The organism is Enterobacter cloacae complex sp. IR5422 (genome assembly GCF_049238165.1).
In the GTDB taxonomy this organism is placed as follows: Bacteria; Pseudomonadota; Gammaproteobacteria; order Enterobacterales; family Enterobacteriaceae; genus Enterobacter; species Enterobacter roggenkampii.
Window position 1 is genome coordinate 1 of the sequence record NZ_JBMKHT010000006.1, and the last position, 24,312, is coordinate 24,312.

29 protein-coding genes are annotated in these 24,312 nt (G+C 56.8%); 7 read left to right on the forward strand and 22 right to left on the reverse strand.

Features of this window, described 5'->3' with window-relative positions; translation table 11 throughout:
- The 9 genes from ACOTXT_RS04525 to fkpA form a co-directional block, all read right to left on the reverse strand.
- A partial coding sequence (locus ACOTXT_RS04525) for a GTP-binding protein (protein ID WP_004152698.1) occupies positions 1–506 on the reverse strand: 506 nt, incomplete at its 3' end.
- Positions 507–575: 69 nt separating this feature from the next.
- Positions 576–2,690, reverse strand: a complete 2,115-nt coding sequence (gene fusA / locus ACOTXT_RS04530; RefSeq protein WP_021242224.1) for an elongation factor G — start codon at positions 2,688–2,690, stop codon at positions 576–578.
- 96 nt (positions 2,691–2,786) lie between these two features.
- Positions 2,787–3,257 (reverse strand): 30S ribosomal protein S7, encoded by a 471-nt coding sequence (gene rpsG, locus ACOTXT_RS04535; protein ID WP_004106370.1) that lies wholly within the window; start codon positions 3,255–3,257, stop codon positions 2,787–2,789.
- A 96-nt stretch (positions 3,258–3,353) separates the two neighbouring features.
- Complete coding sequence (gene rpsL / locus ACOTXT_RS04540; protein WP_000246815.1) at positions 3,354–3,728, reverse strand: 30S ribosomal protein S12; 375 nt, start codon at positions 3,726–3,728, stop codon at positions 3,354–3,356.
- Between the two features lie 124 nt (positions 3,729–3,852).
- A complete protein-coding gene (gene tusB, locus ACOTXT_RS04545; RefSeq protein ID WP_008503005.1) occupies positions 3,853–4,140 on the reverse strand; it encodes a sulfurtransferase complex subunit TusB in 288 nt (95 codons plus the stop codon).
- Between the two features lie 7 nt (positions 4,141–4,147).
- Complete coding sequence (gene tusC, locus ACOTXT_RS04550) at positions 4,148–4,507, reverse strand: sulfurtransferase complex subunit TusC (protein WP_008503006.1); 360 nt, start codon at positions 4,505–4,507, stop codon at positions 4,148–4,150.
- Positions 4,507–4,893, reverse strand: coding sequence for a sulfurtransferase complex subunit TusD (gene tusD / locus ACOTXT_RS04555; protein ID WP_021242223.1), 387 nt, complete (start codon positions 4,891–4,893; stop codon positions 4,507–4,509). Before tusD ends, tusC begins: the two co-directional genes overlap by 1 nt.
- A complete protein-coding gene (locus ACOTXT_RS04560) occupies positions 4,893–5,615 on the reverse strand; it encodes a helix-turn-helix transcriptional regulator (protein ID WP_003861697.1) in 723 nt (240 codons plus the stop codon). Before ACOTXT_RS04560 ends, tusD begins: the two co-directional genes overlap by 1 nt.
- 166 nt (positions 5,616–5,781) lie before the next feature.
- Complete coding sequence (gene fkpA / locus ACOTXT_RS04565) at positions 5,782–6,600, reverse strand: FKBP-type peptidyl-prolyl cis-trans isomerase (RefSeq protein WP_421625285.1); 819 nt, start codon at positions 6,598–6,600, stop codon at positions 5,782–5,784.
- A 238-nt stretch (positions 6,601–6,838) separates the two neighbouring features.
- Between fkpA and ACOTXT_RS04570 the strand changes: the two genes are divergently transcribed.
- Positions 6,839–7,057: a protein SlyX gene (locus tag ACOTXT_RS04570; RefSeq protein ID WP_008503009.1), complete on the forward strand. Its 219-nt coding sequence runs from the start codon at positions 6,839–6,841 to the stop codon at positions 7,055–7,057.
- A 51-nt stretch (positions 7,058–7,108) separates the two neighbouring features.
- On the opposite strand, the gene slyD is transcribed toward ACOTXT_RS04570, so the two are convergent.
- From slyD to kefG, 4 genes are all read right to left on the reverse strand, one after another.
- On the reverse strand, positions 7,109–7,699 hold the full coding sequence (gene slyD, locus ACOTXT_RS04575; RefSeq protein ID WP_008503010.1) for a peptidylprolyl isomerase: 591 nt from the start codon (positions 7,697–7,699) through the stop codon (positions 7,109–7,111).
- A gap of 94 nt (positions 7,700–7,793) precedes the next feature.
- A complete protein-coding gene (locus tag ACOTXT_RS04580; RefSeq protein WP_008503011.1) occupies positions 7,794–7,994 on the reverse strand; it encodes a YheV family putative zinc ribbon protein in 201 nt (66 codons plus the stop codon).
- A gap of 13 nt (positions 7,995–8,007) precedes the next feature.
- Positions 8,008–9,813 carry a glutathione-regulated potassium-efflux system protein KefB gene (kefB, locus tag ACOTXT_RS04585; RefSeq protein WP_044597551.1) on the reverse strand — a complete coding sequence of 602 codons (1,806 nt, stop codon included), beginning with the start codon at positions 9,811–9,813 and terminating at the stop codon, positions 8,008–8,010.
- Complete coding sequence (kefG, locus tag ACOTXT_RS04590; RefSeq protein ID WP_055322449.1) at positions 9,813–10,367, reverse strand: glutathione-regulated potassium-efflux system ancillary protein KefG; 555 nt, start codon at positions 10,365–10,367, stop codon at positions 9,813–9,815. Before kefG ends, kefB begins: the two co-directional genes overlap by 1 nt.
- Before the next feature lie 135 nt (positions 10,368–10,502).
- Between kefG and ACOTXT_RS04595 the strand changes: the two genes are divergently transcribed.
- Positions 10,503–12,407, forward strand: a complete 1,905-nt coding sequence (locus ACOTXT_RS04595) for an ABC transporter ATP-binding protein (RefSeq protein WP_421625286.1) — start codon at positions 10,503–10,505, stop codon at positions 12,405–12,407.
- Between the two features lie 13 nt (positions 12,408–12,420).
- A complete protein-coding gene (locus ACOTXT_RS04600; RefSeq protein ID WP_021242218.1) occupies positions 12,421–13,353 on the forward strand; it encodes a LysR family transcriptional regulator in 933 nt (310 codons plus the stop codon).
- Positions 13,354–13,437: 84 nt separating this feature from the next.
- On the opposite strand, the gene mdcH is transcribed toward ACOTXT_RS04600, so the two are convergent.
- The 8 genes from mdcH to mdcA all read right to left on the reverse strand — a co-directional run bounded on the left by mdcH (position 13,438) and on the right by mdcA (position 20,483).
- Positions 13,438–14,334 carry a malonate decarboxylase subunit epsilon gene (mdcH, locus tag ACOTXT_RS04605; RefSeq protein ID WP_023294708.1) on the reverse strand — a complete coding sequence of 299 codons (897 nt, stop codon included), beginning with the start codon at positions 14,332–14,334 and terminating at the stop codon, positions 13,438–13,440.
- The gene (locus ACOTXT_RS04610) at positions 14,334–14,951 is read right to left on the reverse strand and encodes a malonate decarboxylase holo-ACP synthase (RefSeq protein ID WP_055321990.1); all 618 of its coding nucleotides are present in this window, start codon (positions 14,949–14,951) and stop codon (positions 14,334–14,336) included. Before ACOTXT_RS04610 ends, mdcH begins: the two co-directional genes overlap by 1 nt.
- 2 nt (positions 14,952–14,953) lie before the next feature.
- Entirely contained in the window at positions 14,954–15,913 is a 960-nt protein-coding gene (locus ACOTXT_RS04615; RefSeq protein ID WP_021242215.1) for an AEC family transporter, read from the reverse strand.
- Positions 15,914–16,035: 122 nt separating this feature from the next.
- Positions 16,036–16,836 (reverse strand): biotin-independent malonate decarboxylase subunit gamma, encoded by an 801-nt coding sequence (mdcE, locus tag ACOTXT_RS04620; RefSeq protein WP_025910348.1) that lies wholly within the window; start codon positions 16,834–16,836, stop codon positions 16,036–16,038.
- Positions 16,836–17,669, reverse strand: coding sequence for a biotin-independent malonate decarboxylase subunit beta (locus ACOTXT_RS04625; protein WP_021242213.1), 834 nt, complete (start codon positions 17,667–17,669; stop codon positions 16,836–16,838). Before ACOTXT_RS04625 ends, mdcE begins: the two co-directional genes overlap by 1 nt.
- Positions 17,662–17,961, reverse strand: coding sequence for a malonate decarboxylase acyl carrier protein (gene mdcC / locus ACOTXT_RS04630; protein ID WP_023294711.1), 300 nt, complete (start codon positions 17,959–17,961; stop codon positions 17,662–17,664). Before mdcC ends, ACOTXT_RS04625 begins: the two co-directional genes overlap by 8 nt.
- 9 nt (positions 17,962–17,970) lie before the next feature.
- Positions 17,971–18,828, reverse strand: coding sequence for a triphosphoribosyl-dephospho-CoA synthase (locus tag ACOTXT_RS04635; RefSeq protein ID WP_021242211.1), 858 nt, complete (start codon positions 18,826–18,828; stop codon positions 17,971–17,973).
- A complete protein-coding gene (mdcA, locus tag ACOTXT_RS04640) occupies positions 18,828–20,483 on the reverse strand; it encodes a malonate decarboxylase subunit alpha (protein ID WP_021242210.1) in 1,656 nt (551 codons plus the stop codon). Before mdcA ends, ACOTXT_RS04635 begins: the two co-directional genes overlap by 1 nt.
- 228 nt (positions 20,484–20,711) lie before the next feature.
- Here mdcA and ACOTXT_RS04645 point away from each other — a divergent pair, with 228 nt between their 5' ends.
- The 3 genes from ACOTXT_RS04645 to ACOTXT_RS04655 are packed head-to-tail and all read left to right on the forward strand — an operon-like array spanning position 20,712 to position 22,849.
- Positions 20,712–21,734, forward strand: a complete 1,023-nt coding sequence (locus ACOTXT_RS04645) for a hydrolase (RefSeq protein ID WP_023294713.1) — start codon at positions 20,712–20,714, stop codon at positions 21,732–21,734.
- Positions 21,731–21,949 carry a YheU family protein gene (locus tag ACOTXT_RS04650; RefSeq protein ID WP_008503016.1) on the forward strand — a complete coding sequence of 73 codons (219 nt, stop codon included), beginning with the start codon at positions 21,731–21,733 and terminating at the stop codon, positions 21,947–21,949. The genes ACOTXT_RS04645 and ACOTXT_RS04650 overlap by 4 nt, the downstream gene beginning before the upstream one ends.
- A gap of 30 nt (positions 21,950–21,979) precedes the next feature.
- Positions 21,980–22,849 (forward strand): phosphoribulokinase, encoded by an 870-nt coding sequence (locus tag ACOTXT_RS04655; RefSeq protein ID WP_008503017.1) that lies wholly within the window; start codon positions 21,980–21,982, stop codon positions 22,847–22,849.
- 85 nt (positions 22,850–22,934) lie between these two features.
- Here the strand turns inward: ACOTXT_RS04655 and ACOTXT_RS04660 are convergent, their stop codons facing one another.
- A complete protein-coding gene (locus tag ACOTXT_RS04660) occupies positions 22,935–23,339 on the reverse strand; it encodes an OsmC family protein (RefSeq protein WP_008503018.1) in 405 nt (134 codons plus the stop codon).
- A 311-nt stretch (positions 23,340–23,650) separates the two neighbouring features.
- Here ACOTXT_RS04660 and crp point away from each other — a divergent pair, with 311 nt between their 5' ends.
- Positions 23,651–24,283, forward strand: coding sequence for a cAMP-activated global transcriptional regulator CRP (gene crp / locus ACOTXT_RS04665; RefSeq protein ID WP_000242758.1), 633 nt, complete (start codon positions 23,651–23,653; stop codon positions 24,281–24,283).
- The last annotated feature ends 29 nt before the right edge of the window (positions 24,284–24,312 follow it).

The window sequence follows — 24,312 nt, forward strand, 5'->3', positions numbered from 1 at the left end:
GGGGTATCGTCGCCTGGGAAATCGTACTGAGACAGCAGTTCACGAACTTCCATCTCTACCAGTTCCAGCAGCTCTTCGTCATCAACCATGTCGCATTTGTTCAGGAACACGATGATGTAAGGAACGCCTACCTGACGACCCAGCAGGATGTGCTCACGAGTCTGAGGCATTGGGCCGTCAGTCGCAGCAACAACCAGGATCGCGCCGTCCATCTGCGCAGCACCGGTGATCATGTTTTTAACATAGTCGGCGTGGCCTGGGCAGTCTACGTGTGCGTAGTGGCGAGTCGGGGTGTCGTATTCAACGTGGGAAGTGTTGATGGTGATACCACGAGCTTTTTCTTCTGGTGCGTTATCGATCTGGTCGAATGCACGAGCAGAACCACCGTAGGTTTTAGCCAGAACGGTAGTGATTGCAGCAGTCAGGGTAGTTTTACCATGGTCAACGTGGCCGATAGTACCAACGTTGACGTGCGGTTTTGTACGTTCAAATTTTTCTTTAGACACGGCTATATTCCTTACTATAGTGCTCTCCCCTTTGGAGAGAGCACGGGACTTAGGTTTTAATCCTGTGGATTACTTACCACGGGCTTCAATAACGGCCTGAGCAACGTTGTTAGGCGCATCATCATACTTCAGGAATTCCATGGTGTATGATGCACGACCTTTGGTCAGAGAACGCAGCTGAGTTGCATATCCGAACATTTCAGACAGCGGAACTTCAGCGTGGATCTTAACGCCAGTCACTTCGGATTCCTGACCACGCAGCATACCGCGACGACGGCTCAAGTCACCGATAACGTCACCGGTGTTCTCTTCAGGAGTTTCTACTTCAACCTTCATGATTGGCTCAAGCAGAACTGGTTTTGCTTTCTTAAAGCCTTCTTTAAAGGCAATAGACGCAGCCAGTTTAAACGCCAGTTCAGAGGAGTCAACGTCGTGGTAAGAACCGAAGTGCAGACGGATACCCATGTCAACAACCGGATAGCCAGCCAGAGGGCCCGCTTTCAGCTGTTCCTGGATGCCTTTATCAACGGCTGGGATGTATTCGCCAGGAATTACACCACCTTTGATGTCGTTGATGAACTCGTAACCTTTCGGGTTAGAGCCCGGCTCCAGTGGGTACATGTCGATCACAACGTGACCGTACTGACCGCGACCACCAGACTGCTTAGCGTGTTTACCTTCAATATCGGTAACTTTCGCGCGAATCGCTTCGCGGTAAGCAACCTGAGGTTTACCCACGTTCGCTTCAACGTTGAATTCACGCTTCATACGGTCAACGATGATGTCCAGGTGCAGTTCACCCATACCAGCGATGATGGTCTGGTTAGATTCTTCATCAGTCCATACGCGGAATGATGGGTCTTCTTTCGCCAGACGGCCCAGAGCCAGACCCATTTTTTCCTGGTCAGCTTTGGTTTTTGGTTCAACTGCGATGGAGATTACCGGCTCTGGGAATTCCATACGCTCCAGAATGATCGGGTGATCCGGGTCACACAGGGTGTCACCAGTGGTCACGTCTTTCAGACCGATAGCTGCAGCGATGTCGCCCGCACGAACTTCTTTGATTTCTTCACGTTTGTTAGCGTGCATCTGTACGATACGGCCAAAACGCTCACGCGCCGCTTTCACGGAGTTCAGGATGGTGTCACCGGAGTTAACCACACCAGAGTAAACGCGGAAGAAGGTCAGGTTACCCACGAATGGGTCGGTAGCAATTTTGAACGCCAGTGCAGAGAATGGCTCTTCGTCGCTTGCGTGACGCTCAGCCGGGGTATCTTTACCGTCGTCCAGGATGCCGTTGATCGCAGGAACGTCAACTGGGGATGGCAGGTAGTCAACTACCGCATCCAGCATCGCCTGAACACCTTTGTTCTTGAACGCAGAACCACAGGTTACCAGGATGATTTCGTTGTTCAGAACGCGCTGACGCAGAGCTTTTTTGATCTCTTCTTCAGTCAGTTCTTCACCACCCAGGTATTTCTCCATCAGCTCTTCAGAAGCTTCAGCAGCGGATTCGATCAGGTTCTGGTGCCATTCGTCAGCCAGGTCCTGCATTGCAGCTGGGATATCTTCGTATTCGAAGGTAACGCCCTGGTCTGCATCGTTCCAGTTGATGGCTTTCATTTTCACCAGGTCGATAACGCCGGTGAAGCCTTCTTCAGCACCAATTGCCAGCTGCAGCGGAACAGGGTTCGCGCCCAGACGGGTTTTGATCTGGCCAACAACTTTCAGGAAGTTAGCACCCATACGGTCCATTTTGTTAACGAACGCGATGCGTGGAACTTTATATTTGTTCGCCTGACGCCATACGGTTTCAGACTGTGGCTGAACACCACCAACTGCGCAATAAACCATTACCGCGCCGTCAAGAACACGCATGGAACGTTCTACTTCGATGGTGAAGTCAACGTGCCCTGGGGTGTCGATGATGTTTACGCGATGCGGTTCGTACTGCTTAGCCATACCTGACCAGAATGCAGTAGTCGCTGCGGAGGTGATAGTGATACCACGCTCCTGCTCCTGTTCCATCCAGTCCATGGTGGCTGCGCCGTCATGAACTTCACCGATTTTGTGGTTTACACCGGTGTAGAACAGAATACGTTCGGTAGTAGTGGTTTTACCGGCGTCGATGTGCGCACTGATACCGATGTTACGGTAGCGTGCGATGGGTGTTGTACGAGCCATTTGATTCCTCGTTTATATCTTTAGGCGTTCAGTTAAGTTACCCAGAGCGGGCGGCTTCTCTGAAGCGCCCGCCTGGTGACTAAGACTCCGAAGGGATTACCAACGGTAGTGTGCGAACGCCTTGTTGGCTTCTGCCATACGGTGAACGTCTTCACGTTTCTTAACTGCAGTACCTTTGTTGTCTGCAGCATCAGAAAGTTCGTTCGCCAGACGCAGAGCCATGGATTTATCACCGCGTTTACGAGCAGCTTCAACGATCCAACGCATTGCCAGGGCATTACGACGAACCGGACGAACTTCAACTGGAACCTGATAAGTAGAACCACCAACGCGGCGGGACTTAACTTCTACAGTTGGGCGAACGTTGTCGAGAGCGACTTCGAAAGCTTCCAGTTCATTTTTACCAGAACGCTGAGCCAGGGTCTCCAGCGCGCTGTATACGATTGCTTCTGCAGTAGATTTTTTACCATCTACCATCAGGATATTTACAAATTTTGCCAGCAGTTCTGATCCGAATTTCGGATCTGGAAGAATTTTACGCTGACCAATGACGCGACGACGTGGCATGGGAATACTCCGTTGTTAATTCAGGATTGTCCAAAACTCAAAGAGTTTAGTATGACATTAAGATAAATCAGTTTGGCCTTACTTAACGGAGAACCATTAAGCCTTAGGACGCTTCACGCCGTACTTGGAGCGAGCCTGCTTACGGTCTTTAACACCTGAGCAGTCCAGCGCACCACGAACGGTGTGGTAACGAACACCCGGAAGGTCTTTAACACGACCGCCACGGATCAGGATCACGGAGTGCTCCTGCAGGTTGTGACCTTCACCACCGATGTAGGAAGTCACTTCGAAACCGTTAGTCAAACGCACACGGCATACTTTACGCAGTGCGGAGTTTGGTTTTTTAGGAGTGGTGGTATATACACGAGTACATACACCACGTTTCTGCGGGCAGGCTTCCAGCGCAGGCACGTTGCTTTTCGCAACTTTGCGTGCACGTGGTTTGCGTACCAGCTGGTTAACTGTTGCCATTAAATAGCTCCTGGTTTTAGCTTTTGCTTCGTAAACACGTAATAAAACGACCTCATACAATATGAGGACGCGAAATTTTAGGGCTACGTCGAAAAGGTGTCAAGAAATATACAGCGATCTCAAATCACCAGTTCATTTGACTGGCGTGCGTCACAGTAAGATTGACGAAATCAGTATAGCCAACCACGTCAATTTTGGCTGAAATTTGACCAGAAAGACCCCGCGCATCCAGATCGTCTTTCAGCGCAGAAACTGTTATGGGGGCATTCGTGAGCATTTCAACGAAGCGGCTGCCTTCAAGTGCGGCAAGCACGCCGTCCTGAATCAGAAGCAGGTCATCACCGTCGCGCAGCATACTCAGTAACGCGTCGATATCACATTGCCATGGTGAATGGCTCAGAGTATGGAGCATGGCAGCCTCAGAAAGTCAGAACGGTGTCGTAGTGGGAAAGGTGTTCGCGCAATGCCGCAGAAGACACGACGGTCACATCCAGCACGAAAGGCGTCTTCTCATCCAAACCGCGAGCGGCCAGCGAGTCGGCGCAGACATAAAGGGTTTCAATGTCATACAGCGGCAGCACTTTAAACGTAGCGATGTAATCCCGCGCCAGAATGGCCTGTGGCTGCTGACCCGCCAGAAGCTGAAACACACCGTCCCCTAAAAAGAAGACGCCGATATCTTCGGTCAGCGCGGACGTCGCAAGTAACGCATCCAGCCCTTCGCGGCCAGAAGCGCTCCCGTGCGGCGCAGACGCAAAAACAAATGCCACGCGCTTCATCAGAATTGCACCACTCTGTCGCAGGTGAGCGCCGCCTGTGCCAGCGCGCCCAAACCGCTTAACGAAAAACCGGGCTGCAGGTTAGAACCCGACAAACCAAGACGGGCGGCTTCGGTTGCATCGGTCACGCCGCGGCGCAGTGCCGCCGCCACGCAGATGTGCAGTTCTACGCCCTGCTTTTCGTTTAATGCCTGCCAGCCGCGCACCACATCAAACTCATCGCTCGCCGGCGACGTAAACTGGTTCGCGTTATACACCCCTTCCCGATAGAAGAAGACGCTCGCCAGCTCATGTCCGGCTGCCAGCAGCGCCTGCGCAAACTGCAGCGCGCTGCTTGCCTGCTGAGTCCCGTACGCCGGGCCTGTCACCATTAACGCATAACGCATTACTTGTCTTGTCCCAGGAAATCACCGCTTTTGAACTGGCGAATATAGAGGTAGACCGTGTGCTTGGAGATGTTGAGACGATCGGCCACCTGGTTGATGGCGTCTTTAATATCAAAAATCCCTTTTTCATAGAGATTGAGCACGATCTGGCGATTCTTGGCGTTGTTAGAGACGTTGCGGTCGGCATTCACCTCTTCAATGGTGAACTCAAGCGTCTGCGTGACGAGATCTTCGACGGAAGAGGCAAAGTTAACAGAAGAGCCAACATCCGGCGTTTCTGGTGGAATAAAGGTGCTCATGATCTGCGAGAAAGGCACATCAAGGTTCATGTTGATGCACAGCAGCCCAATTACACGATGCTCGCGGTTTCGAATCGCGATGGTTTCTGATTTCATCAGCACGCCGCTTTTGGCGCGGGTGAAATAGCATTTGGAGACGCTGCTGTCCGCGCCGGTCATGTCATGCAACATACGCAATGCAAGGTCGGTAATTGGCGAGCCAATTTTACGGCCAGTATGCTCACCATTCGCAATGCGGATGGCGGAACACTTCAGATCTTGCAGGGAGTGCAATACGATTTCGCAGTGGGAGCCAATGAGCATCGCTAACCCGTCCACTACCGCTTCATAGGATTTCAGAATATCGAAGTCGGTCTGGTCAAAAGGACGTTGATCCAGCAAATCAAGTTCACTGGTTTCGTTGGTTAAAAGCGACCTGGACATGAAAAAAACACTCCTTTTCAGGAGCCTGTCGTTAGGTTTTCAGGGCAGGCTCATTATCTACACGGACAACTAAATTAATACAGCGTGCCTAACGCTTTCCAGTGTTAATTATATCTGCCCCACAATAAAAAACCGCCGCCTTAAAGGCGGCGGTTTTTTTTCAGCATTACTTCTTAGCAGCAGCGGCTTTATCGTCAGCCGGTGCGTCTGCCTTGGCATCCGCTTTCGGTGCCGGTTTGATGTCCAGCAGCTCTACGTCAAAGACCAGCGTAGAGTTGGCAGGGATCCCCGGAACGCCGGTTTTGCCATAGGCCAGATCCGGTGGGATGACCATCTTGATCTTGCCGCCTTTCTTGATGTTTTTCAGGCCTTCAGTCCAGCCAGGGATCACACCATCCAGACGGAAGGAGAGCGGCTCACCACGGGTGTAAGAGTTATCGAACTCTTTACCGTCGATCAGCGTACCTTTGTAGTTCACGACAATCGTGTCGCTGTCTTTAGGCGCATCGCCGGTGCCTTCTTTCTCAACTTTGTATACCAGGCCAGTCGAAGAGGTTTTCACACCCTTCTCTTTAGCGAAGGCATCGCGGTAGGCTTTGCCTTTCGCTTCGTTGTCTTTAGCGTCCGCGTCCATCTTAGTCTGCGCGGCGCCCTTCACACGCGCTTCGAACGCCTGCAGAGTCTGTTCAATTTCCTGGTCAGACAGCTTGCTCTTATCGGCAAATGCGTCCTGAACGCCTGCGATCAGCTGAGCTTTATCCAGTTTGATGCCCAGTTTCTCTTGTTCTTTCAGAGAGTTTTCCATGTAACGACCCAGAGATGCGCCCAGTGCGTAGGCGGATTTCTGGTCGTCATTTTTGAACGCTGCTTTGCTGTCTGCAGTGGCAGCAGGCTTCGCAGCAGTATCAGCAGCGAATGACAGCGGCGCGTTCAGCGCAACAGCCATCGTCGTCGCCAGCAGCGTTACTTTAAACAGTGATTTCATCCATATCTCCAGGGCCTGGGGACTCTCACCCCAGCGTTAAACGTAAATGAGTGACGTACTATAAAACGTTGCAGAAGAAATCTACAGACAGACACGTCCAATTCTCGCCACTTTTCAGACTATTTTTGTTTAAATAAGTTTCTTGCCAGAGGGATGCGAACTGTACTTAAGGATAAACTCAGTTAAACTGCGCCGCCGCTGGGCCATTATGGCGAATCTGAAATAAACGAGGTGAATGATGAAGGATACAACGATAGAAGCGAGAATGGCTGAGCTGGAAAGCCGCCTGGCTTTTCAGGACATCACCATCGAAGAGCTAAACCAGACCGTGACCGCACATGAGCTCGAAATGGCGAAACTGCGGGATCATATGCGCCTGCTGACGGAAAAGCTGAAGGCTACGCAGCCGTCGAACATCGCCTCTCAGTCAGAAGAGACGCCACCGCCTCATTATTGAGGCGTAAAAAAAGCGGGATAATCCCGCTTTTTTATTTTCCGCATGACGGAATTAGTGGCAGCCGCAGCCGCCGTTACCGCAACCACCTTTACCGTGGCCGTGGTCATGACCATGGTCGTGGCCGTGACCACCGCAGCAGCCGTCGTGGCCGTGATCGTGGTCATGGTCGTGACCGTGCGCACCGTGAACGTGGCCATGAGCCAGCTCTTCTTCGGTCGCCTCGCGGATCGCAACAACTTCTACGTTGAACTTCAGGTTCTGGCCAGCCAGCATGTGGTTGCCGTCAACCACGACGTGGTCATCTTCCACTTCGGTGATTTCAACTGGAACCGGGCCCTGGTCGGTTTCCGCCAGGAAGCGCATGCCAACCTGCAGTTCGTCAACGCCCATGAACACGTCTTTAGGAACGCGCTGAACCAGGTTGTCGTCATACTGACCGTAAGCGTCGTTCGCGCCTACAGCAACGTCAAATTTGTCGCCAACTTCATGACCTTCCAGCGCGTTTTCCAGGCCGGAAATCAGGGAACCGTGACCATGCAGGTAGTCAAGCGGCGCACTCACCGGAGACTCATCAACCAACACACCGTCTTCTGTACGTACCTGATAGGCCAGGCTGACCACCAGGTCTTTTGCTACTTTCATGATATCTCCTGAGCGTGGGAAAATTGCTGGCGCAGATTGTAGCGGAAATCTGCACCTGTGTACCCTTTAGCTTAAAAAAACTCAGGGCATATCGCTAGTCCGGATGAAAAATCCCGATAACTTGCTCTTCTTTGCGAACGTGCTCGCGCGCCTCTTTGTCGGCCTCACGCATCTGGTGACCGCACTTAACACACTCAACAACATCAATATTATTTTCCCGCCACATCGCCAGGGTATCTTGCGCCTGGCAGGTCGGGCATTTTGCACCCGCGATAAAGCGTTTACGTACAGCCATCTTTCGTTACCCTTTATTCAAATTCATCCCAGCCATCGAGCTGGCGTCGTTCCTGCTGCATCTCGCGCTGGAAGATCTCCTCCAGCTCGCGACGGGCTTCCCGCACGCGGGAGATCTGCGCCGTATCGGTATGTACCGGCATCAGCTCGCGCAGCATCCGCATATCCAGCCGGCGGAAGTGCATCTGGGCGCGCTGCGCCTGATGCGGATGCATGCCAAGCGAGATCAGCGCCTTGCGCCCCAGCTCCAGCGCACTGGAGAACGTCTCACGGGAGAAGTGTTTCACACCCGCCTGCAATAATTCGTGAGCTTCAACACGTCCCCGCGCACGCGCCAGAATATGCAGATGCGGGAAATGCTGCTGGCAGAGATCCACCAGCTTCATCGTGTCTTCCGGGTCGTTACAGGTAATGACGATGGACTCTGCCGCCTCTGCCCCCGCCGAGCGCAGTAGCTCGAGCTGGGTCGCGTCGCCGTAATAAACCTTATAGCCATATTTGCGCATCAGGTTGACCGCGCTGATATCCCGCTCCAGCACCGTAATGCGCATTTTGTTCGCCATCAGCAAACGGCCGATTACCTGTCCAAAACGGCCAAAGCCCACCACGATCACCTGGGGCTTATCGTCTTCCACCCACGGCGCTTCGTCTTCATCGTCTGTCGGGTTCAGGCGGCGCGACAGCAGTTTATCCACCAGCTTCATCAGCAGCGGCGTGGTCATCATGGACAGCGTGACCGTTACCAGCAAAAGCGCCATCTGATCGTCTTTAAACAGCTTCTGGGAGGAGGCGGTAGAAAACAACACAAACGCGAACTCGCCTCCCTGGCTCAACACGCTCGCAAACTGCATGCGCTCCGAACTGCGCAGGCCGTATATGCGCGCCATAACGTACAGCACCAGCGTTTTCACCGCCACCAGGATAGCGACGCTCACCACAACCCACAGGAGATGGGTATAGAGCACGCCAAGATTGAGCGCCATCCCCACCGAAATAAAGAACAACCCCAACAGCAACCCTTTGAAGGGATCGATGGCAATTTCCAGCTCGTGGCGGTATTCACTTTCCGCCAGCAGCACCCCGGCGATAAAGGTCCCGAGCGCCATCGACAGCCCCAGCGCGTCCATAAACAATGCCGACCCCAGCACCAGCAGCAGCGTCGCGGCGGTAAACACCTCGCGCACGCCGGACGCGGCAATAAAGCGGAACACCGGACGTAACAGGAAACGTCCGCCAATCAGCATCCCCGCGAAGGCCAGCACCTTCATGGCGATTTTCGCCCAGTCGAAGTGGTCGTCGCCGGAGCCCGCCAGCAGCGGCACCAGCGCCAGCGCCGGGATGACCGCCAAATCCTGGAACAGCAGCACCGAAAAACCCAGCTGACCGGCTTCGTTACGGTTCATCCCCTTGTCGCGCATCAGCTGCAGGGCCATCGCCGTCGACGACATCGCAAGGCCTATTCCGCCGATCACCGCCGCCTGCCAGGAGAAATTCGTCAGCATTAACAGGCCACCCAGAATCGCGGCGCTGAGCAACACCTGCGCGGCACCTACGCCAAAGATGGAGCGTCGGAGCTGCCACAATTTTGAAGGGTTCAGCTCAAGGCCAATGATGAACATCAGGAACACCACGCCCAGCTCGGAGAAGTGGAGTATTTCATCCACATCGCTGATGAATCCCAGTCCCCAGGGGCCAATGGCGATCCCCGCCAGCAGATACCCCAGCACCGCCCCGATGCCGATACGGGCGGCAAGCGGCACCGCGACGACGGCCGCAAATAAAAACAGCACCCCGGCGAGGAGCAAATTCGATCCTTCCATTAACGCCCTCCTGCCGGAATCGGTGACGCCAGCCATTCACCGTAGGCTCTGGCGTGGCTGGCCAGCTCTTTCGGATCCTGACGACGGGCCCAGTAGACAATAATCGGGCTCATCCAGTGCATACGGCACATGGCCGCCGTCAGCTCAAAAGGCCGCAGAATGTCGCTCATCGGATAGCCGTTCAGCCCGTCGTGGCGGTAGGCGCTTTCGGGTTCACCGGTCGTAATCACACTACGCCAGTACTTTCCCGCCAGCTGGTTGCCCCCCACCCCGCTGGAGAAGCCCCGGCTAAGCACGCGGTCCAGCCACTCTTTGAGCAGCGCCGGACAGCTGTAGGTATAAAGCGGATGCTGGAACACAATCACGTCATGCTGACGCAGCAGTTCCTGCTCGTAAGGAATATCAATAAAGAAATCAGGATAGTGCGCGTAGAGATCGTGCACCGTCACGTTGCTGAGCTGAGTAGCCGGCTTAAGCAGCACCCGGTTTGCCACCGAGTCCTGAGATTCCGGATGGGCATACAGCAGCAGCACTTTTGCTGTCTGAGACATCATTCCCCTCCCGGTCTTGTTTCTGTTTTTGTGTATCGTCGCTGTTTTGGGCTACCATGGCGGCCCGGTGCGGAAAATGGCCCACACCTTACATTATCATAATGACAAATTAACATAGTCGGAACATACGGCGCTTCTATGATTGTTTTCTCCTCGTTACAAATTCGTCGCGGCGTGCGCGTCCTGCTGGATAACGCCACTGCTACCATCAACCCAGGCCAAAAAGTGGGTCTGGTCGGCAAAAACGGCTGTGGTAAATCCACGCTGCTGGCGTTGCTGAAAAACGAGATTAGCGCGGATGGCGGTAACTTCACCTTCCCGGGGAACTGGCAGCTCGCCTGGGTGAACCAGGAGACGCCCGCCCTGAGCGAACCGGCACTCGACTATGTTATTGATGGCGACCGGGAATACCGCAAGCTCGAGGCGGAACTTAACGCCGCTAACGAGCGCAACGACGGCCACGCCATCGCCACCGTTCACGGCAAGCTGGACGCCATTGACGCGTGGACCATTCGCTCCCGCGCCTCCAGCCTGCTGCATGGCCTGGGCTTCAGCAACGAACAGCTGGAACGCCCGGTCAGCGACTTCTCCGGTGGCTGGCGCATGCGCCTCAACCTGGCGCAGGCGCTCATCTGCCGCTCTGACCTGCTGCTGCTCGATGAACCGACTAACCACCTCGATCTCGATGCGGTTATTTGGCTGGAGAAGTGGCTCAAGAGCTATCAGGGCACTCTGATTCTGATCTCCCATGACCGCGACTTCCTTGACCCGGTGGTGGATAAAATCATTCATATCGAACAGCAAACGATGTTCGAGTACACCGGCAACTACAGCTCCTTCGAGCGCCAGCGCGCGACGCGTCTTGCCCAGCAGCAGTCCATGTACGAAAGCCAGCAGCAGCGCGTGGCGCACCTGCAAAGCTTTGTGGATCGCTTCAAGGCCAAGGCGTCAAAGGCGAAGCAGGCCCAGAGTCGCATCAAGATGCTGGAGCGCATGGAGATGATCGCCCCGGCGCACGTCGACAACCCGTTCCACTTCAGCTTCCGGGTCCCGGAAAGCCTGCCAAATCCCCTGCTGAAAATGGAAAAGGTCAGCGCGGGTTATGCCGACCGCATTATTCTCGACTCCATCAAGCTCAACCTGGTGCCGGGTTCACGTATTGGTCTGCTCGGGCGCAACGGTGCCGGTAAATCCACGCTGATCAAACTGCTGGCGGGCGAGCTTAATCCGGTCAACGGTGAAATCGTCCTGGCGAAGGGCATCAAGCTGGGTTACTTCGCCCAGCATCAGCTGGAATTTTTACGCGCGGATGAATCCCCGATTCAGCACCTCGCGCGTCTGGCGCCGCAGGAGATGGAGCAGAAGCTGCGCGACTATCTCGGCGGCTTCGGCTTCCAGGGCGATAAGGTCACCGAAAACACCGAGCGCTTCTCCGGCGGCGAAAAGGCCCGTCTGGTGCTGGCGCTGATCGTCTGGCAGCGCCCGAACCTGCTGCTGCTCGATGAACCGACCAACCACCTGGATCTCGACATGCGTCAGGCGCTGACCGAAGCGCTGATTGAATTCGAAGGGGCGCTGGTTGTCGTTTCGCACGATCGTCACCTGATCCGCTCCACCACGGACGATCTCTACTTAGTGCACGACGGCAAAGTCGAACCGTTCGACGGCGATCTGGAAGACTACCAGCAGTGGCTGACGGACGTGCAGAAGCAGGAAAACCAGCCGGAGGAGTCGGCGAAAGACAACGCCAACAGCGCGCAGGCACGTAAAGACCAGAAGCGCCGTGAAGCGGAGCTGCGCACCCAGACTCAGCCGCTGCGTAAAGAGATTGCCCGTCTCGAAAAAGAGATGGAAAAGCTCAACGCCACGCTTGCTACCGTTGAAGAGAAGCTCGGCGACAGCGGTCTGTATGACCAGAGCCGTAAAGCCGAACTGACGGACTGCCTGCAAACCCAGGCGAAGACCAAATCCAGCCTTGAAGAGTGTGAGATGGCGTGGCTGGACGCGCAGGAACAGCTGGAAGCGATGCTGCAGGCTGACTGATACCGGGAGGGCTATGAGTTTCGATAACACGAGCGAGATTACATTCCGCAAGCTCAGCATCTTCATGACGTTTATGGAGAAGGGGAATATCGCGCGTACCGCCGAAACTCTGGGCCTGAGCGGCGTCAGCGTTCACCGTGCGCTGCACACGCTGGAAGAGAACGTGCGCTGTCCGCTCTTTACCCATAAGGGGCGCAACCTGATTGCTCTCCCTTCCGCCTGGACCTTACTGGAATATTGTCAGGAAGTGATGCAGGTGATGGAGCGCGGGCTGGAAGCGTCGCGCAAAATTGCCGGGATCGGCCAGGGGCGGCTGCGAGTCGGAACGCTCTACTCGCTCACCCTGGAAACCGTGCCGCGTCTGATCATGGGCATGAAGCTACGTCGTCCGGATCTGGAAATGGATCTGACGATGGGCTCCAACGAAACCCTGCTGCACATGCTGGATGAAGGCTCTTTGGACGCCATTCTTATCTCCATTTCCGAGAGCGATATCGACCGTAACAGCCTGGAAGTGCTCCCGCTGTTCCATGACGACATCTTCCTTGCCGCACCGGCCTCCGCGACGCTCAATACCCGCGGCCCGGCCGATCTGCGCGACTATAAAGATCGGAAATTTGTCTCTCTTGCGGAAGGGTTCGCCACCTATGCAGGCTTCCAGGAGGCGTTTCATATCGCCGGGTTCGAGCCGGAGATTGTTACCCGGGTGAATGACATTTTCTCCATGCTCAGTCTGGTGCAGGCGGGAGTGGGCTTTACGCTGATGCCGGGCAGGATGAAAAAGGTCTATGAGAATTCCGTGCAGCTCCTGAAGCTTGCCGAGCCGTACCAGATGCAACAGCTGATCGCCATCGTCTTTGCCCGCAACCGCGAGCAGGATCCAAGCCTGCGGGCGCTGGCCGCCGAAGGGCGGATGTATGCCCGCAGTTTGCAGGATAGTGCCTGATGTTATTGCCCGGTGGCGCTACGCTTACCGGGCCTACAGTCCGTAGTAGGCCCGGTAAGGCGCAGCCGCCACCGTGCTAAACCATCACGCACGGAGTCGCTTCGCCAGATGTACCGCCACGTCCACCCCGCTGCGCTCCAGTGAAATCGTCTCTCCTTCCCACGGCGCCTGACGCGTCAGGCAGGTCAGTACGCCGCCGGGGGGCATCTCGATCGCCAGCCGGGCTTCGCGTTCATTCGCTGAAATCATCGCCTCCTGCCAGCGCACCGTACGCGCCATGTTCATCGCCAGATCGTCGGCGATCTTTTCCGGCTGCCACAACACGCGCCCGGTGCTGCCGCTCAGGTAGGCGCAGCGTGGGCGTGAAAGCGTGACCGATTCAAACGCCGTTGCCAGCTTTTGCGCGGGTGCTGTCAGCAGTTCGCAGTGCGACGGCACGCTGACCGCCAGCCGTTTGGCCTTGCTCGCCCCTTTCGCCAGCGCGCGCGACGCCGCCTCCGCCATCCCTTCATCGGTTCCGGCAATCACGATCTGCGTTTCGGCATTCAGGTTGGCAATGTAGGTCCCGGTGCCCTGGATAAGGTCTTCCACCTGCGGCAGAGTGAGCCCCATAATTGCCGTCAGGCCGTAGCCGTGCGGATACGCCTGCTCCATCAGATCGCCACGCAGCGCCACCAGCTTCAGCGCATCCGTGAAGTCCAGCGCGCCTGCAATGACCGCCGCCGGATAAGCGCCGATGGACAGCCCGCTGACGATATCCGGCGCCACGCCGCGCCGTTCCAGCTCGCGCGCCCAGGCCACGCCTGCAATTAGCAGGCAAAGCTGAACCGCGCGGGTATGGCTTAACGCGTCTGCGCTATCCAGCGTATCCACTTCGGTGCCAAGCACCTCACGCGCCTGAGCCAGTTCCGTTCCCGGCAGGTTTTGCAGCATGCCTTCGTGCTGCGTGCCCTGCCCCGGAAAGGTAAACACTATTTTCATCACTCCTCCCTGCGCCACGGATCCGCTACCAGGCGCGGTCCTCGGCGGGTTTTCAGCAGCGTTTTGCCGTCGCGCAACCACTCCGCCAGCGCGAAACCGCCCTCGGGCGTATCGACCTGCGTATCCACCCGGCACAATGCGCGGCTCAGCTGCGACTGCCATGCGGTAAAAGCATCGGGGGAAATTGGCTGCGGCACGCGGATTAGCAGATCGAGATCGCTTTCGGCATGAATAACCGGAATACCGGTCGCCAGCGCGTAGCCGGTGCTGCCGGTAATGCCCCACGTCCACGACCACGCCTGCTGAGAAAGCTGAAGCGCCACCTGAACGGGTGGCTGGGTGACAAACGGCGAGCGCAGCAGATCGGCGGTTGCGCACAGGTCTTCCGGTGATACCACACGCCGCACGTTTTCGGGCTTCACCCATCCGGCCGCCCGCTGGTCGCGACGTAAACCGCGCACGCCAACGGGGATCCGGCCTTCACTGTCAACATCACGCCGCACCACCACCGGCAGGCCGGTATGCCAGGCGGCCTCCACCCAGGATTCAGTGATGCCTTCCAGCGCATCGCGGGAAGTAAGCCAGATAAGGTCGTGCGGGCGTAATGGGATGGTCATGGTTACATTCCTGAAGTTAGCGAGATAAACAGCGGCAGCGACAGGATACACAGGACGGAGCTTAACAGCAGCACGGCTTCTGCATCCGGCGACTGCACGCCAAAGCGGTTACCGAACACGACGCCGAAGAAGCCCGCAGACAGCGCAATCATCAGGATAGCGGTGATCGCCACGGAGCCGTGCAGACCAAAGATCAAGACGATACCCCAGGCAATGGCTGGCTGAATCAGCAGCTTGGCGATCGTGGAGGTGATGACCATGGTATTAATCTGCAGCTTACGGGCAGAGAGGATCACCCCGGTCAGGAACAGCGCTGCAGCGGTCGCGGACAGCCCCAGCGGTTTGATCGCCGCCAGCACCAGCTCCGGCATTTTGATGCCGATGGCGGACAAAATCACGCCCAGCAGCGGGCCCATCACGATCGGTTTTTTAATGGAACGCCACATCAGCACCGGCAGCATCGAGAGCGTTGAGCCGGAGCTATTGCCTTCAGCGCGCGCTTTTTCACGCTCCAGAATGAGCAGGCAGAACGGGGTCATCAGCACCGAACCGCAGGCGATGGAGACCGCGACGGAGAGCGACGTAGAGGAACCTTCGCCCAGCACGCTGCCCAGAATCGGCAGACCCAGCGCTGCATAGTTGGGCAGCGCGACGGTGAGCGTCAGCACGGCCGCATCCTGTGGCGATTTCTTAAAGACGCCGGTGGCGAGGAAATAGATGACCGCATAGGTGATCCACATCGCCAGCGTCAGCACCAGGATCAGCGGCGACTGGGCAACGATGCCGGTCCACGGGGTTTGCACGGTAGCGCTGAACAGCGCGGCAGGGAGTGCAAAATCCATTACGAAGATATTAAGCAGGGAAACATTTTTGTTATCGACCATCTTTGCCTTGCCGGCCCAGAATCCCAGCAGCATGATGACGAAAATCGGTGCAAGAGCATGAACAATTACGTAAGTCATAAATCACCTGTAGTAAAAAAGTTTTAGCACTGGCGCGATGATTATTATTTTCAGGATGCAGGTTCCCGCGTGGGCGCTGTCACGCGCCCACGGGTTGATGCATCTGGCAGGTCTCTTTTTACTTACCAGCTGGCTCGCATACGTTCGCGTACGAGCGCCGAGCTGCGGCGATTGTCAGCACCCAGACGGTTTTTCAACGTGGTGTCCTGACGAGCGTCACTGATGGCCTGTTGCAGGGTGGATTTCACCAGCGTCAGATCGTTATCGGAGGGGGCATCCGGGTTGCTGATATCCAGCAGGTTAGAGAGCAGCCCCAGCGTGGCGTAGTTGCTGATGTCGTAGGCCATTGGCGGAATGGTCGCCGCCAGTTTTTCCAGCGCCTCGACGGTACGCAGCGTGATGCGCGCCGCAGACTCTTTGCCCATCGCGTGGATCAGCACGCCTTTGTCGTTAAAGGCGATCAGACGGTTAGCCTGGTAGCCGTGCGCCAGGAACGCGCCGGACATCGCCTTGCCGACGATAAGCCCAATCACCGGGTGACCGGCCAGGCGGGCATTCGCATAGGCTGCTGCCGCACCGGCCAGCGCCTGATGAATCCCAAACGCCTCTTCGCGTCGGCCATAGGCCTGGCTTGGGACGTCGATCACCGCCACAATCGGGCGCTTCACGGGTTTGTCAGCATCCGCCGCGACGGTTTCACTGACCACTTTCGCCAGGGTCCAGCCTTCCAGCAGCCCCACTTCCCCTTTCGCCGCACGCGGGAAGTGGTTGTTGGCATCCGGCACCACGGCAACAAAGCGCACCGCCTCGCCGTTCAGCTCGCCGTCTGCCGCCTGGACGGACGGGCATAGCCCCTCGATACGTTTGGCGTTCGGGGCGAGGATGTCCAGCCAGCGTTCGCCACGGCTTATTGCGTTACTCATCATTTCACCTCCCGGGCAAAAAGCGCGTTAATCTGTTCGGCATCAGCCTGTTTGCGGGTGTCGAAATTCGTCAGACGGTTCAGGTAATCGTCGTAGTTATCGGTGCGATGTTTCGCGGGAACGCCTTTAGCAATCGCGTCGTTCATCGCCTGTTTCACCGCGTTGATACCGTCGCCGACGAGCGCATCCACCAGCCCGCTTTGATAGCGCACTTCACCGCCGGTCATGCTCCAGATAAACGGACGATCGCGGGAGTCGTACTCCTCAATGCCCGCCTCCTGTTCGATAACCTGCGGGCCGTTGAGGCCAAGACGCGCTTCGCGGGTCACGATCAGGTAGCTGCAGAGCGCCGCCGCGATGGACATCCCACCGAAGCAGCCCACGGTTCCGGCCACAATGCCAATAACCGGCGTGTAGCGACGCAGGTCCACAATCGCCGCGTGAATATCGGCAATCGCCGCCAGGCCGAGGTTCGCCTCCTGCAGACGCACGCCGCCGGTTTCGAGGCACAGTACCGCCTGAGTCGGAATGCCGTTGCGGTTATCCTCCGCCGCCAGCTCCAGCGCCGCCGCCATTTTGGCGCCGGACACTTCGCCCATGCTGCCGCCCTGGAACGCGCCTTCAATCGCCACGACGACGGCAGGCTTGCCGTTGATGGTGCCCTTCGCTACCACCATGCCGTCGTCCGCCTGCGGCACAATGCCCTGTGGTCCCAGCCACGGAGAGATAATGCCTTCAAACGGATCCAGCAGTTCGCGGTAGCTGCCCTCATCGAGCAGGGCCTGCGCGCGCTGGCGCGCTTTCAGTTCGATAAAGCTGCTGTCATCACGCATGGCTCACCCCCTCAAAAACCTGTTCGATGCGAATGCGCGCCACGCCCGGCGTCGCGCCGAAGTCGTGGATGGTCAGCTTCCCTGCGGGCAGGCTGCTGACGGTTTGCAGACGGTTGAACAGCGCCTCCCAGCGCCCCCGGCTGTTGTCCACGGAGGTGGTGATATCAATGGTTAACGTCTGGCCCGGTTCGGCGGTGAAGAGCACCTCCATATCCCCGGAACCGACTACCCCTGCCAGCGCCCTGCCGCTTAACGTGCGGCTGGCTGGCACGGTCAATGTGATTTTTTCCATAACATCCTCTTAATGCTTTGAATTTGGCGTTTCGATGCGGTCGAGAAACAGCGTGGCGGCAAGCAGGTCGGCAGCGCCGCCCGGTGAGGCGTTGAGCGCCAGCATCTGACGGTCTAACCTCGCCAGCGCCTGCTGGCCCGCAGGCGTTGCGCTGCCGCCGGCATTCAGCACCGCACGGGCGCCGTCCTGCATAGCATCAAGCCCTTCCATTCCGGCACGTGACAGCACGCAGGTGTCGGTGAGTGAGGTCATGATGGCCATCAGCGCGTCGAGCCTGGCGTGCGTTTCGCTGCTGCCGTTGAGGCGGCTCAGACGAAGCTGCGGCAGCGCGCGCTGCATAACGTGCGGGAACGCCTGCTGCGCCTCTTCACGCGCGCCCGGCACGCGGTAACGGTGCGTGGCGCGCAGGCCTTTACTGAACACCTTCGGCGCCGCGTCGTCCGGCAGTCTCGCCAGCTGTGCGGCGGTGCGGGCGACGTCTTGCGCCCTGGCATCACCGCCGAGCATCGCCACCGCGCTGACCAGCAGCCCCAGCGCCCAAATCGCGCCGCGATGGGTGTTTACGCCACCGGTTGCGGCCATCATCTGCTGCTCGCCTTCGCGACCGAGTCGCCCGACGGTTTGCCGAAGTGCGATATCTGCCGGGCGCTGCCAGCTTTGCAGCGCCAGTGCCTGAAACGTGGAGGTCAGGCTGTGCGCGGAGCACTCCATCAGCGCAAGGGATAAATCGTGGTGCGCGCCGTTCCCCCGACTGTCCACCAGACCGGGTTTCGGGCTTAAACGTGCTTCGTCAATCAGACACTGCGTGGCGGTTCGCGCCAGCCATTCGGCACCGCCTTCAACCTGAATCTGGGGGAGAAGTTTCATTACCAGCTCCGGAATTTCGCAGGTGGGTTATAGAGACCGCCGGACCATTCCACGAGATCAGACACGCTGCCTGCCGCCAGCAGAGAGCGGGTGGCATCAGTGCGGCGAATCCCCATATCTTCCGGATAGAGCACCTTGCCGCTCTGACGCAGTTCCGCCACGCGTTTGGCATCCACGCCCAGACCGATGTCGGTGATCCCCGCGACGGCGGCGACCATGGCGCGACGCTCTTCCAGATCTTTCGCCCGATAGAGGTAGGCAATCCCCTCTTCCGTCAGCACGTGGGTGACGTCATCGCCGTAGATCATCACCGGCGCCAGCGGCATACCGGAGGCTTTCGCCACGTCAACGGCATCGAGTTTTTCCACGAAGGTCGGCTTCACGCCCGCCTGGAAGGTTTCCACCATCTGCACGACGAGTTTTTTGCCGCGCTGCATTGGGTCAGGTTCGGTGATCATGTTCAGCCAGGCTGGCGTGGCGTGGCGACGACCGTGCGGGTCGTGACCCATGTTTGGCGCACCGCCGAAGCCGGACAGACGACCACGGGTCACGGTTGAGGAGTTGGCGTAGCCGTCCACCTGCAGCGTAGAGCCGATGAACATATCCACCGCGTACTGACCTGCCAGCTGGCAGAACGCGCGGTTGGAGCGCATGGAGCCGTCGGCACCGGTAAAGAAGACGTCCGGACGCGCGCGGATGTACTCTTCCATCCCCAGCTCGCCGCCGAAGCAGTGCACGCTCTCGACCCAGCCGCTTTCAATAGCCGGGATCAGCGTCGGATGCGGGTTCAGCGTCCAGTGTTTACAGATTTTGCCTTTAAGGCCGAGCTGTTCACCGTAGGTAGGCAGCAGCAGCTCAATCGCCGCAGTGTTAAAGCCGATCCCGTGGTTCAGGGACTGCACCTGGTGTTCCGCATAAATACCCTTGATGGCCATCATCGCCATCAGGATGTGTTCCTGTTTAATCAGGCGCGGGTCGCGGGTAAACAGCGGTTCGATAAAGAACGGCTTATCGGCCACCACCACAAAGTCAATCCACGAACCCGGAATGTCCACGCGCGGCAGGTCACACTCGTCATCCACCAGCTCGTTCACCTGCGCGATGACGATGCCGTCATGGAACGCGGCGGCTTCCACCAGCGCCGGGGTATCTTCGGTGCTCGCCCCGGTATAGAGGTTGCCTTTGCGGTCAGCTTTAAAGCCAGCAATCAGCGCCACGTTGGGCGACAGGTCGACGTAGAGACGGGAGTAGAGTTCGATGTAGGTGTGAATCGCGCCGATTTCGAGCTGACCATCCTCCAGCAGTTGGGAGATGCGCAGGCTCTGCGTCCCGGAGAAGGAGAAATCCAGCTTGCGGGCGATGCCTTTCTCAAAGATATCCAAATGTTCGCTACGGCCAACGCTCGGCATGATCATATGCAGGTCGTGGACGATCTGCGGGTTCACTTCGGCCAGCGAGCGGGAAAGGAAATCGGCCTGCTTCTGGTTGTTACCTTCCAGCACGACCTTGTCGCCTGGCGCGATCAGTTTTTCCAGCATGGCGACGAGATCGCCGGTTGGCAGTACCTTGCCCTGCACCGGTACGGAGGCCAGACGACGCGCTTTTTCGCTGCGTCGCGTGTTCCATTGCCGGGTGGGTGTTTGCCCAGATAACATTATTAACCTCCTGATTCAGCTAATCATTTTGATTTGCTTAACGTTGAGTAGAGTGTGCGCTCTGGTGAGAAAGGCATCAATTAAGCGTAGAGCTGAATCATTAGCCTGAGAGTAATAATCAAGGTAAATATTTGTGATCGGGATCAGTTCATGTTTCGGAAAACCAGGCTAAACGGGGTACAATTCGGAAAGTATCGTTAATTTCCGACAAGAATCAGCATCGCGCTTATGACCCAAATCATTCCATCAGGCTTCGAGATTGCAGCCGAAGACAGCACTGAGTTCGTGCCTATGCGCGGCGTCGCCAATCGCCATTTGCAGACCATGCTGCCGCGACTGATCCGCCGCAAGGTTCAGTTCACCCCACACTGGCAGCGGCTAGATCTGCCAGACGGTGACTTTCTGGATCTCGCCTGGAGCGAAGCGCCGGATCAGGCTCGACATAAGCCGCGGCTGGTGGTTTTTCACGGTCTGGAAGGCAGCCTGCACAGCCCGTATGCACACGGGCTCATTGAGGCGGCCAAAGCGCGCGGCTGGCTCGGCGTGGTGATGCATTTTCGCGGCTGCAGCGGCGAGCCGAACCGGCAGAAGCGTATCTATCACTCGGGTGAAACAGAAGACGGCACGTGGTTTTTACACTGGCTGCGGGACAACTTTGGCACCGTGCCCACCGCGGCCGTAGGCTACTCGTTGGGCGGAAATATGCTGGCCTGCCTGTTAGCTAAAGAAGGGGAAAGCGTCCCGCTGGATGCCGCCGTCATCGTCTCCGCCCCGTTCATGCTGGAGCAGTGCAGCTACCACATGGATAAAGGCTTTTCCCGCGTCTATCAGCGCTACCTGCTCAACCTGCTGAAGGCCAACGCGGCGCGTAAGCTGAAGGCCTACCCGGACACCCTCCCGGTCAGCCTGCGCCAGCTGAAAAAAGTGCGCCGCATACGCGAATTCGACGATCTGATCACCGCGAAAATTCACGGTTTCGCCGATGCGATTGACTATTATCGTCAATGCAGCGCCATGCCGCTGCTCAGCAAGATCACGCAGCCGACGCTGATCATTCATGCCAAAGATGACCCTTTTATGGATCATCACTCGATTCCCGCTCAGGAATTCCTGCCCGACAACGTTCACTATCAGTTGACCGAGCACGGCGGCCACGTCGGGTTTATCGGCGGCACGCTGCGTCGCCCGAAAATGTGGCTTGAGGCGCGTATTCCTGACTGGCTAACCCCTTATCTGGACGGTGCAACATGATTATTCCCTGGCAGGATCTGGCTCCCGAAACGCTCGATAATCTGATTGAAAGCTTTGTATTACGCGAAGGCACCGATTATGGTGAACAGGAACGCTCGCTTGAGCAAAAGGTCAACGATGTAAAGCGCCAGCTGAAAAGCGGCGACGTGGTGCTGGTGTGGTCAGAACTGCATGAGACGGTCAATATCATGCCCCGCAACGCGTTTCACGGCTGATCTTCCACCCTTTTCAGTCAGGGAGTTGCTATGTCTGCCAGACATCCGGTTATTGCCGTTACGGGGTCAAGTGGTGCGGGAACCACCACCACCAGCCTCGCATTTCGCAAGATTTTCGCCCAGCTGAATCTCCGTGCGGCGGAGGTCGAAGGCGACAGCTTTCACCGCTACACGCGCCCGGAGATGGACATGGCCATCCGTAAGGCGCGCGATCTGGGTAAACACATCAGCTACTTCGGTCCGGAAGCCAATGACTTCGGCCTGCTGGAACAAACCTTTATTGAGTACGGCCAGAGCGGTAAAGGGCAGTCCCGCAAGTATCTGCATACCTATGATGAAGCCGTTCCCTGGAATCAGGTGCCTGGCACCTTTACCCCCTGGCAGCCCCTGCCGGAACCTACCGACGTGCTGTTCTACGAAGGATTACACGGCGGCGTGGTCACGCCGCAGCACGATGTGGCGCGCCACGTGGATCTGCTGGTTGGCGTGGTGCCTATCGTTAACCTGGAGTGGATCCAGAAGCTGACGCGTGACATGAGCGAGCGCGGCCACTCGCGCGAAGCAGTGATGGATTCGGTGGTGCGCTCCATGGAAGACTACATCAACTTCCTGACGCCGCAGTTTTCCCGCACCCATATCAACTTCCAGCGCGTGCCGACGGTGGACACCTCCAACCCGTTCGCGGCCAAAAGTATCCCATCCCTGGATGAGAGCTTTGTGGTGATCCATTTCCGCAATCTCGAAGGCATCGACTACCCCTGGCTGCTGGCGATGCTGCAGGGCTCGTTTATTTCTCACATGAATACATTAGTCGTACCGGGCGGAAAAATGGGGCTGGCGATGGAGCTCATCATGACGCCGCTGGTGGAGCGACTGATGGAAGGGAAACAGATCGCGTGAGTTTTTTGCCCGGTGGCGCTGCGCTTACCGGGCCTACGGTCGTGCTTTTGTAGGGCGGGTCAGCGAAGCGCCACCCGCCAAAACATTAAGCCTCGATCACTTCATACGAATGGGTGATTTTTACCGCTTTCTCCAGCATTAACGCGACAGAGCAGTACTTCTCCGCAGACAGGTCCACCGCACGTGAAACCGCCGCGTCTTTCAGTTCTTTACCGGTGACCACAAAGTGCAGATTGATGTGGGTGAACAGGCGTGGCGCCTCTTCGCGGCGTTCTGACGTGAGTTTGACCTCACAATCCGTCACGTCATGACGGCCTTTTTGCAGAATCGACACCACGTCAATGGCGCTGCATCCCCCTGCCGCCATCAGCACCATTTCCATTGGGCTGGGCGCTTTATCGCCGGAGTTACCATCCATCAAAATCTGATGTCCTGACGCGGACTCGCCCAGGAACGTTAAACCTTCAACCCACTTCACGCGCGCTTGCATATTCTTAAACTCCAACGTTGCATTTTTGGTGACAGATTACGCGTGCGTTACATTTCTCGCAATGGAAGGCGACCTGCATCATGCTGAAGCGAGACACCAGGAGACACGCGGCGAAAGCTATGCTAAAACACTCAGGATGCTACAGTAATACATTGACGTTACACATGTATGCAGAGGACATCAAACTTTACTGGCTGCGAAACGTTACGGTAGCCGACTTCCCAGGGTATGGGTAAGAATTCGATTGCAACCCCAGAGTCCGGATGCATCTGATGACTCTGGTGACAGCTTATAACAGAGGATAACAGCGCATGGTGCTTGGCAAACCGCAAACAGACCCGACTCTCGAATGGTTCTTGTCTCATTGCCACATTCATAAGTACCCATCAAAGAGCACGCTGATTCACCAGGGTGAAAAAGCGGAAACGTTGTATTACATCGTTAAAGGCTCGGTGGCAGTGCTGATCAAAGATGAAGAAGGGAAAGAGATGATCCTTTCTTATCTGAACCAGGGCGATTTCATCGGTGAACTGGGCCTGTTTGAAGAGGGCCAGGAACGTAGCGCCTGGGTTCGTGCAAAGACAGCATGTGAAGTGGCTGAAATTTCTTACAAGAAGTTCCGTCAGCTGATTCAGGTTAACCCTGACATTCTGATGCGTCTCTCTTCCCAAATGGCACGCCGTCTGCAAGTGACCTCTGAGAAGGTAGGTAACCTCGCCTTCCTGGACGTAACCGGTCGTATCGCGCAGACGCTGCTGAACCTGGCGAAACAGCCGGACGCCATGACCCACCCGGACGGCATGCAAATTAAAATTACCCGTCAGGAAATTGGTCAGATCGTCGGTTGCTCCCGTGAAACAGTGGGTCGTATCCTGAAAATGCTCGAAGATCAAAACCTGATCTCCGCCCACGGTAAAACCATCGTGGTCTACGGAACGCGTTAATTCCGCTTAAACGGCGTGCCATCGCAAGG

Excerpts from the sequence above, each read along its gene's own strand:
- ACOTXT_RS04655 (WP_008503017.1), top strand. The coding sequence starts at position 21,980 with ATGTCTGCCAGACATCCGGTTATTGCCGTTACGGGGTCAAGTGGTGCG.
- ACOTXT_RS04580 (WP_008503011.1), bottom strand. The coding sequence starts at position 7,994 with ATGGCTGTACGTAAACGCTTTATCGCGGGTGCAAAATGCCCGACCTGC.
- rpsL (WP_000246815.1), bottom strand. The coding sequence starts at position 3,728 with ATGGCAACAGTTAACCAGCTGGTACGCAAACCACGTGCACGCAAAGTT.
- tusD (WP_021242223.1), bottom strand. The coding sequence starts at position 4,893 with ATGCGTTATGCGTTAATGGTGACAGGCCCGGCGTACGGGACTCAGCAG.
- ACOTXT_RS04625 (WP_021242213.1), bottom strand. The coding sequence starts at position 17,669 with ATGCGTGATGACAGCAGCTTTATCGAACTGAAAGCGCGCCAGCGCGCG.
- crp (WP_000242758.1), top strand. The coding sequence starts at position 23,651 with ATGGTGCTTGGCAAACCGCAAACAGACCCGACTCTCGAATGGTTCTTG.
- ACOTXT_RS04650 (WP_008503016.1), top strand. The coding sequence starts at position 21,731 with ATGATTATTCCCTGGCAGGATCTGGCTCCCGAAACGCTCGATAATCTG.
- tusC (WP_008503006.1), bottom strand. The coding sequence starts at position 4,507 with ATGAAGCGCGTGGCATTTGTTTTTGCGTCTGCGCCGCACGGGAGCGCT.
- fkpA (WP_421625285.1), bottom strand. The coding sequence starts at position 6,600 with ATGAAATCACTGTTTAAAGTAACGCTGCTGGCGACGACGATGGCTGTT.
- ACOTXT_RS04610 (WP_055321990.1), bottom strand. The coding sequence starts at position 14,951 with ATGACCATCCCATTACGCCCGCACGACCTTATCTGGCTTACTTCCCGC.
- kefB (WP_044597551.1), bottom strand. The coding sequence starts at position 9,813 with ATGGAAGGATCGAATTTGCTCCTCGCCGGGGTGCTGTTTTTATTTGCG.
- mdcE (WP_025910348.1), bottom strand. The coding sequence starts at position 16,836 with ATGAGTAACGCAATAAGCCGTGGCGAACGCTGGCTGGACATCCTCGCC.
- tusB (WP_008503005.1), bottom strand. The coding sequence starts at position 4,140 with ATGCTCCATACTCTGAGCCATTCACCATGGCAATGTGATATCGACGCG.
- ACOTXT_RS04560 (WP_003861697.1), bottom strand. The coding sequence starts at position 5,615 with ATGTCCAGGTCGCTTTTAACCAACGAAACCAGTGAACTTGATTTGCTG.
- ACOTXT_RS04645 (WP_023294713.1), top strand. The coding sequence starts at position 20,712 with ATGACCCAAATCATTCCATCAGGCTTCGAGATTGCAGCCGAAGACAGC.
- kefG (WP_055322449.1), bottom strand. The coding sequence starts at position 10,367 with ATGATGTCTCAGACAGCAAAAGTGCTGCTGCTGTATGCCCATCCGGAA.
- ACOTXT_RS04595 (WP_421625286.1), top strand. The coding sequence starts at position 10,503 with ATGATTGTTTTCTCCTCGTTACAAATTCGTCGCGGCGTGCGCGTCCTG.
- fusA (WP_021242224.1), bottom strand. The coding sequence starts at position 2,690 with ATGGCTCGTACAACACCCATCGCACGCTACCGTAACATCGGTATCAGT.
- mdcC (WP_023294711.1), bottom strand. The coding sequence starts at position 17,961 with ATGGAAAAAATCACATTGACCGTGCCAGCCAGCCGCACGTTAAGCGGC.
- ACOTXT_RS04635 (WP_021242211.1), bottom strand. The coding sequence starts at position 18,828 with ATGAAACTTCTCCCCCAGATTCAGGTTGAAGGCGGTGCCGAATGGCTG.
- slyD (WP_008503010.1), bottom strand. The coding sequence starts at position 7,699 with ATGAAAGTAGCAAAAGACCTGGTGGTCAGCCTGGCCTATCAGGTACGT.
- rpsG (WP_004106370.1), bottom strand. The coding sequence starts at position 3,257 with ATGCCACGTCGTCGCGTCATTGGTCAGCGTAAAATTCTTCCAGATCCG.
- ACOTXT_RS04600 (WP_021242218.1), top strand. The coding sequence starts at position 12,421 with ATGAGTTTCGATAACACGAGCGAGATTACATTCCGCAAGCTCAGCATC.
- mdcA (WP_021242210.1), bottom strand. The coding sequence starts at position 20,483 with ATGTTATCTGGGCAAACACCCACCCGGCAATGGAACACGCGACGCAGC.
- ACOTXT_RS04660 (WP_008503018.1), bottom strand. The coding sequence starts at position 23,339 with ATGCAAGCGCGCGTGAAGTGGGTTGAAGGTTTAACGTTCCTGGGCGAG.
- mdcH (WP_023294708.1), bottom strand. The coding sequence starts at position 14,334 with ATGAAAATAGTGTTTACCTTTCCGGGGCAGGGCACGCAGCACGAAGGC.
- ACOTXT_RS04570 (WP_008503009.1), top strand. The coding sequence starts at position 6,839 with ATGAAGGATACAACGATAGAAGCGAGAATGGCTGAGCTGGAAAGCCGC.
- ACOTXT_RS04615 (WP_021242215.1), bottom strand. The coding sequence starts at position 15,913 with ATGACTTACGTAATTGTTCATGCTCTTGCACCGATTTTCGTCATCATG.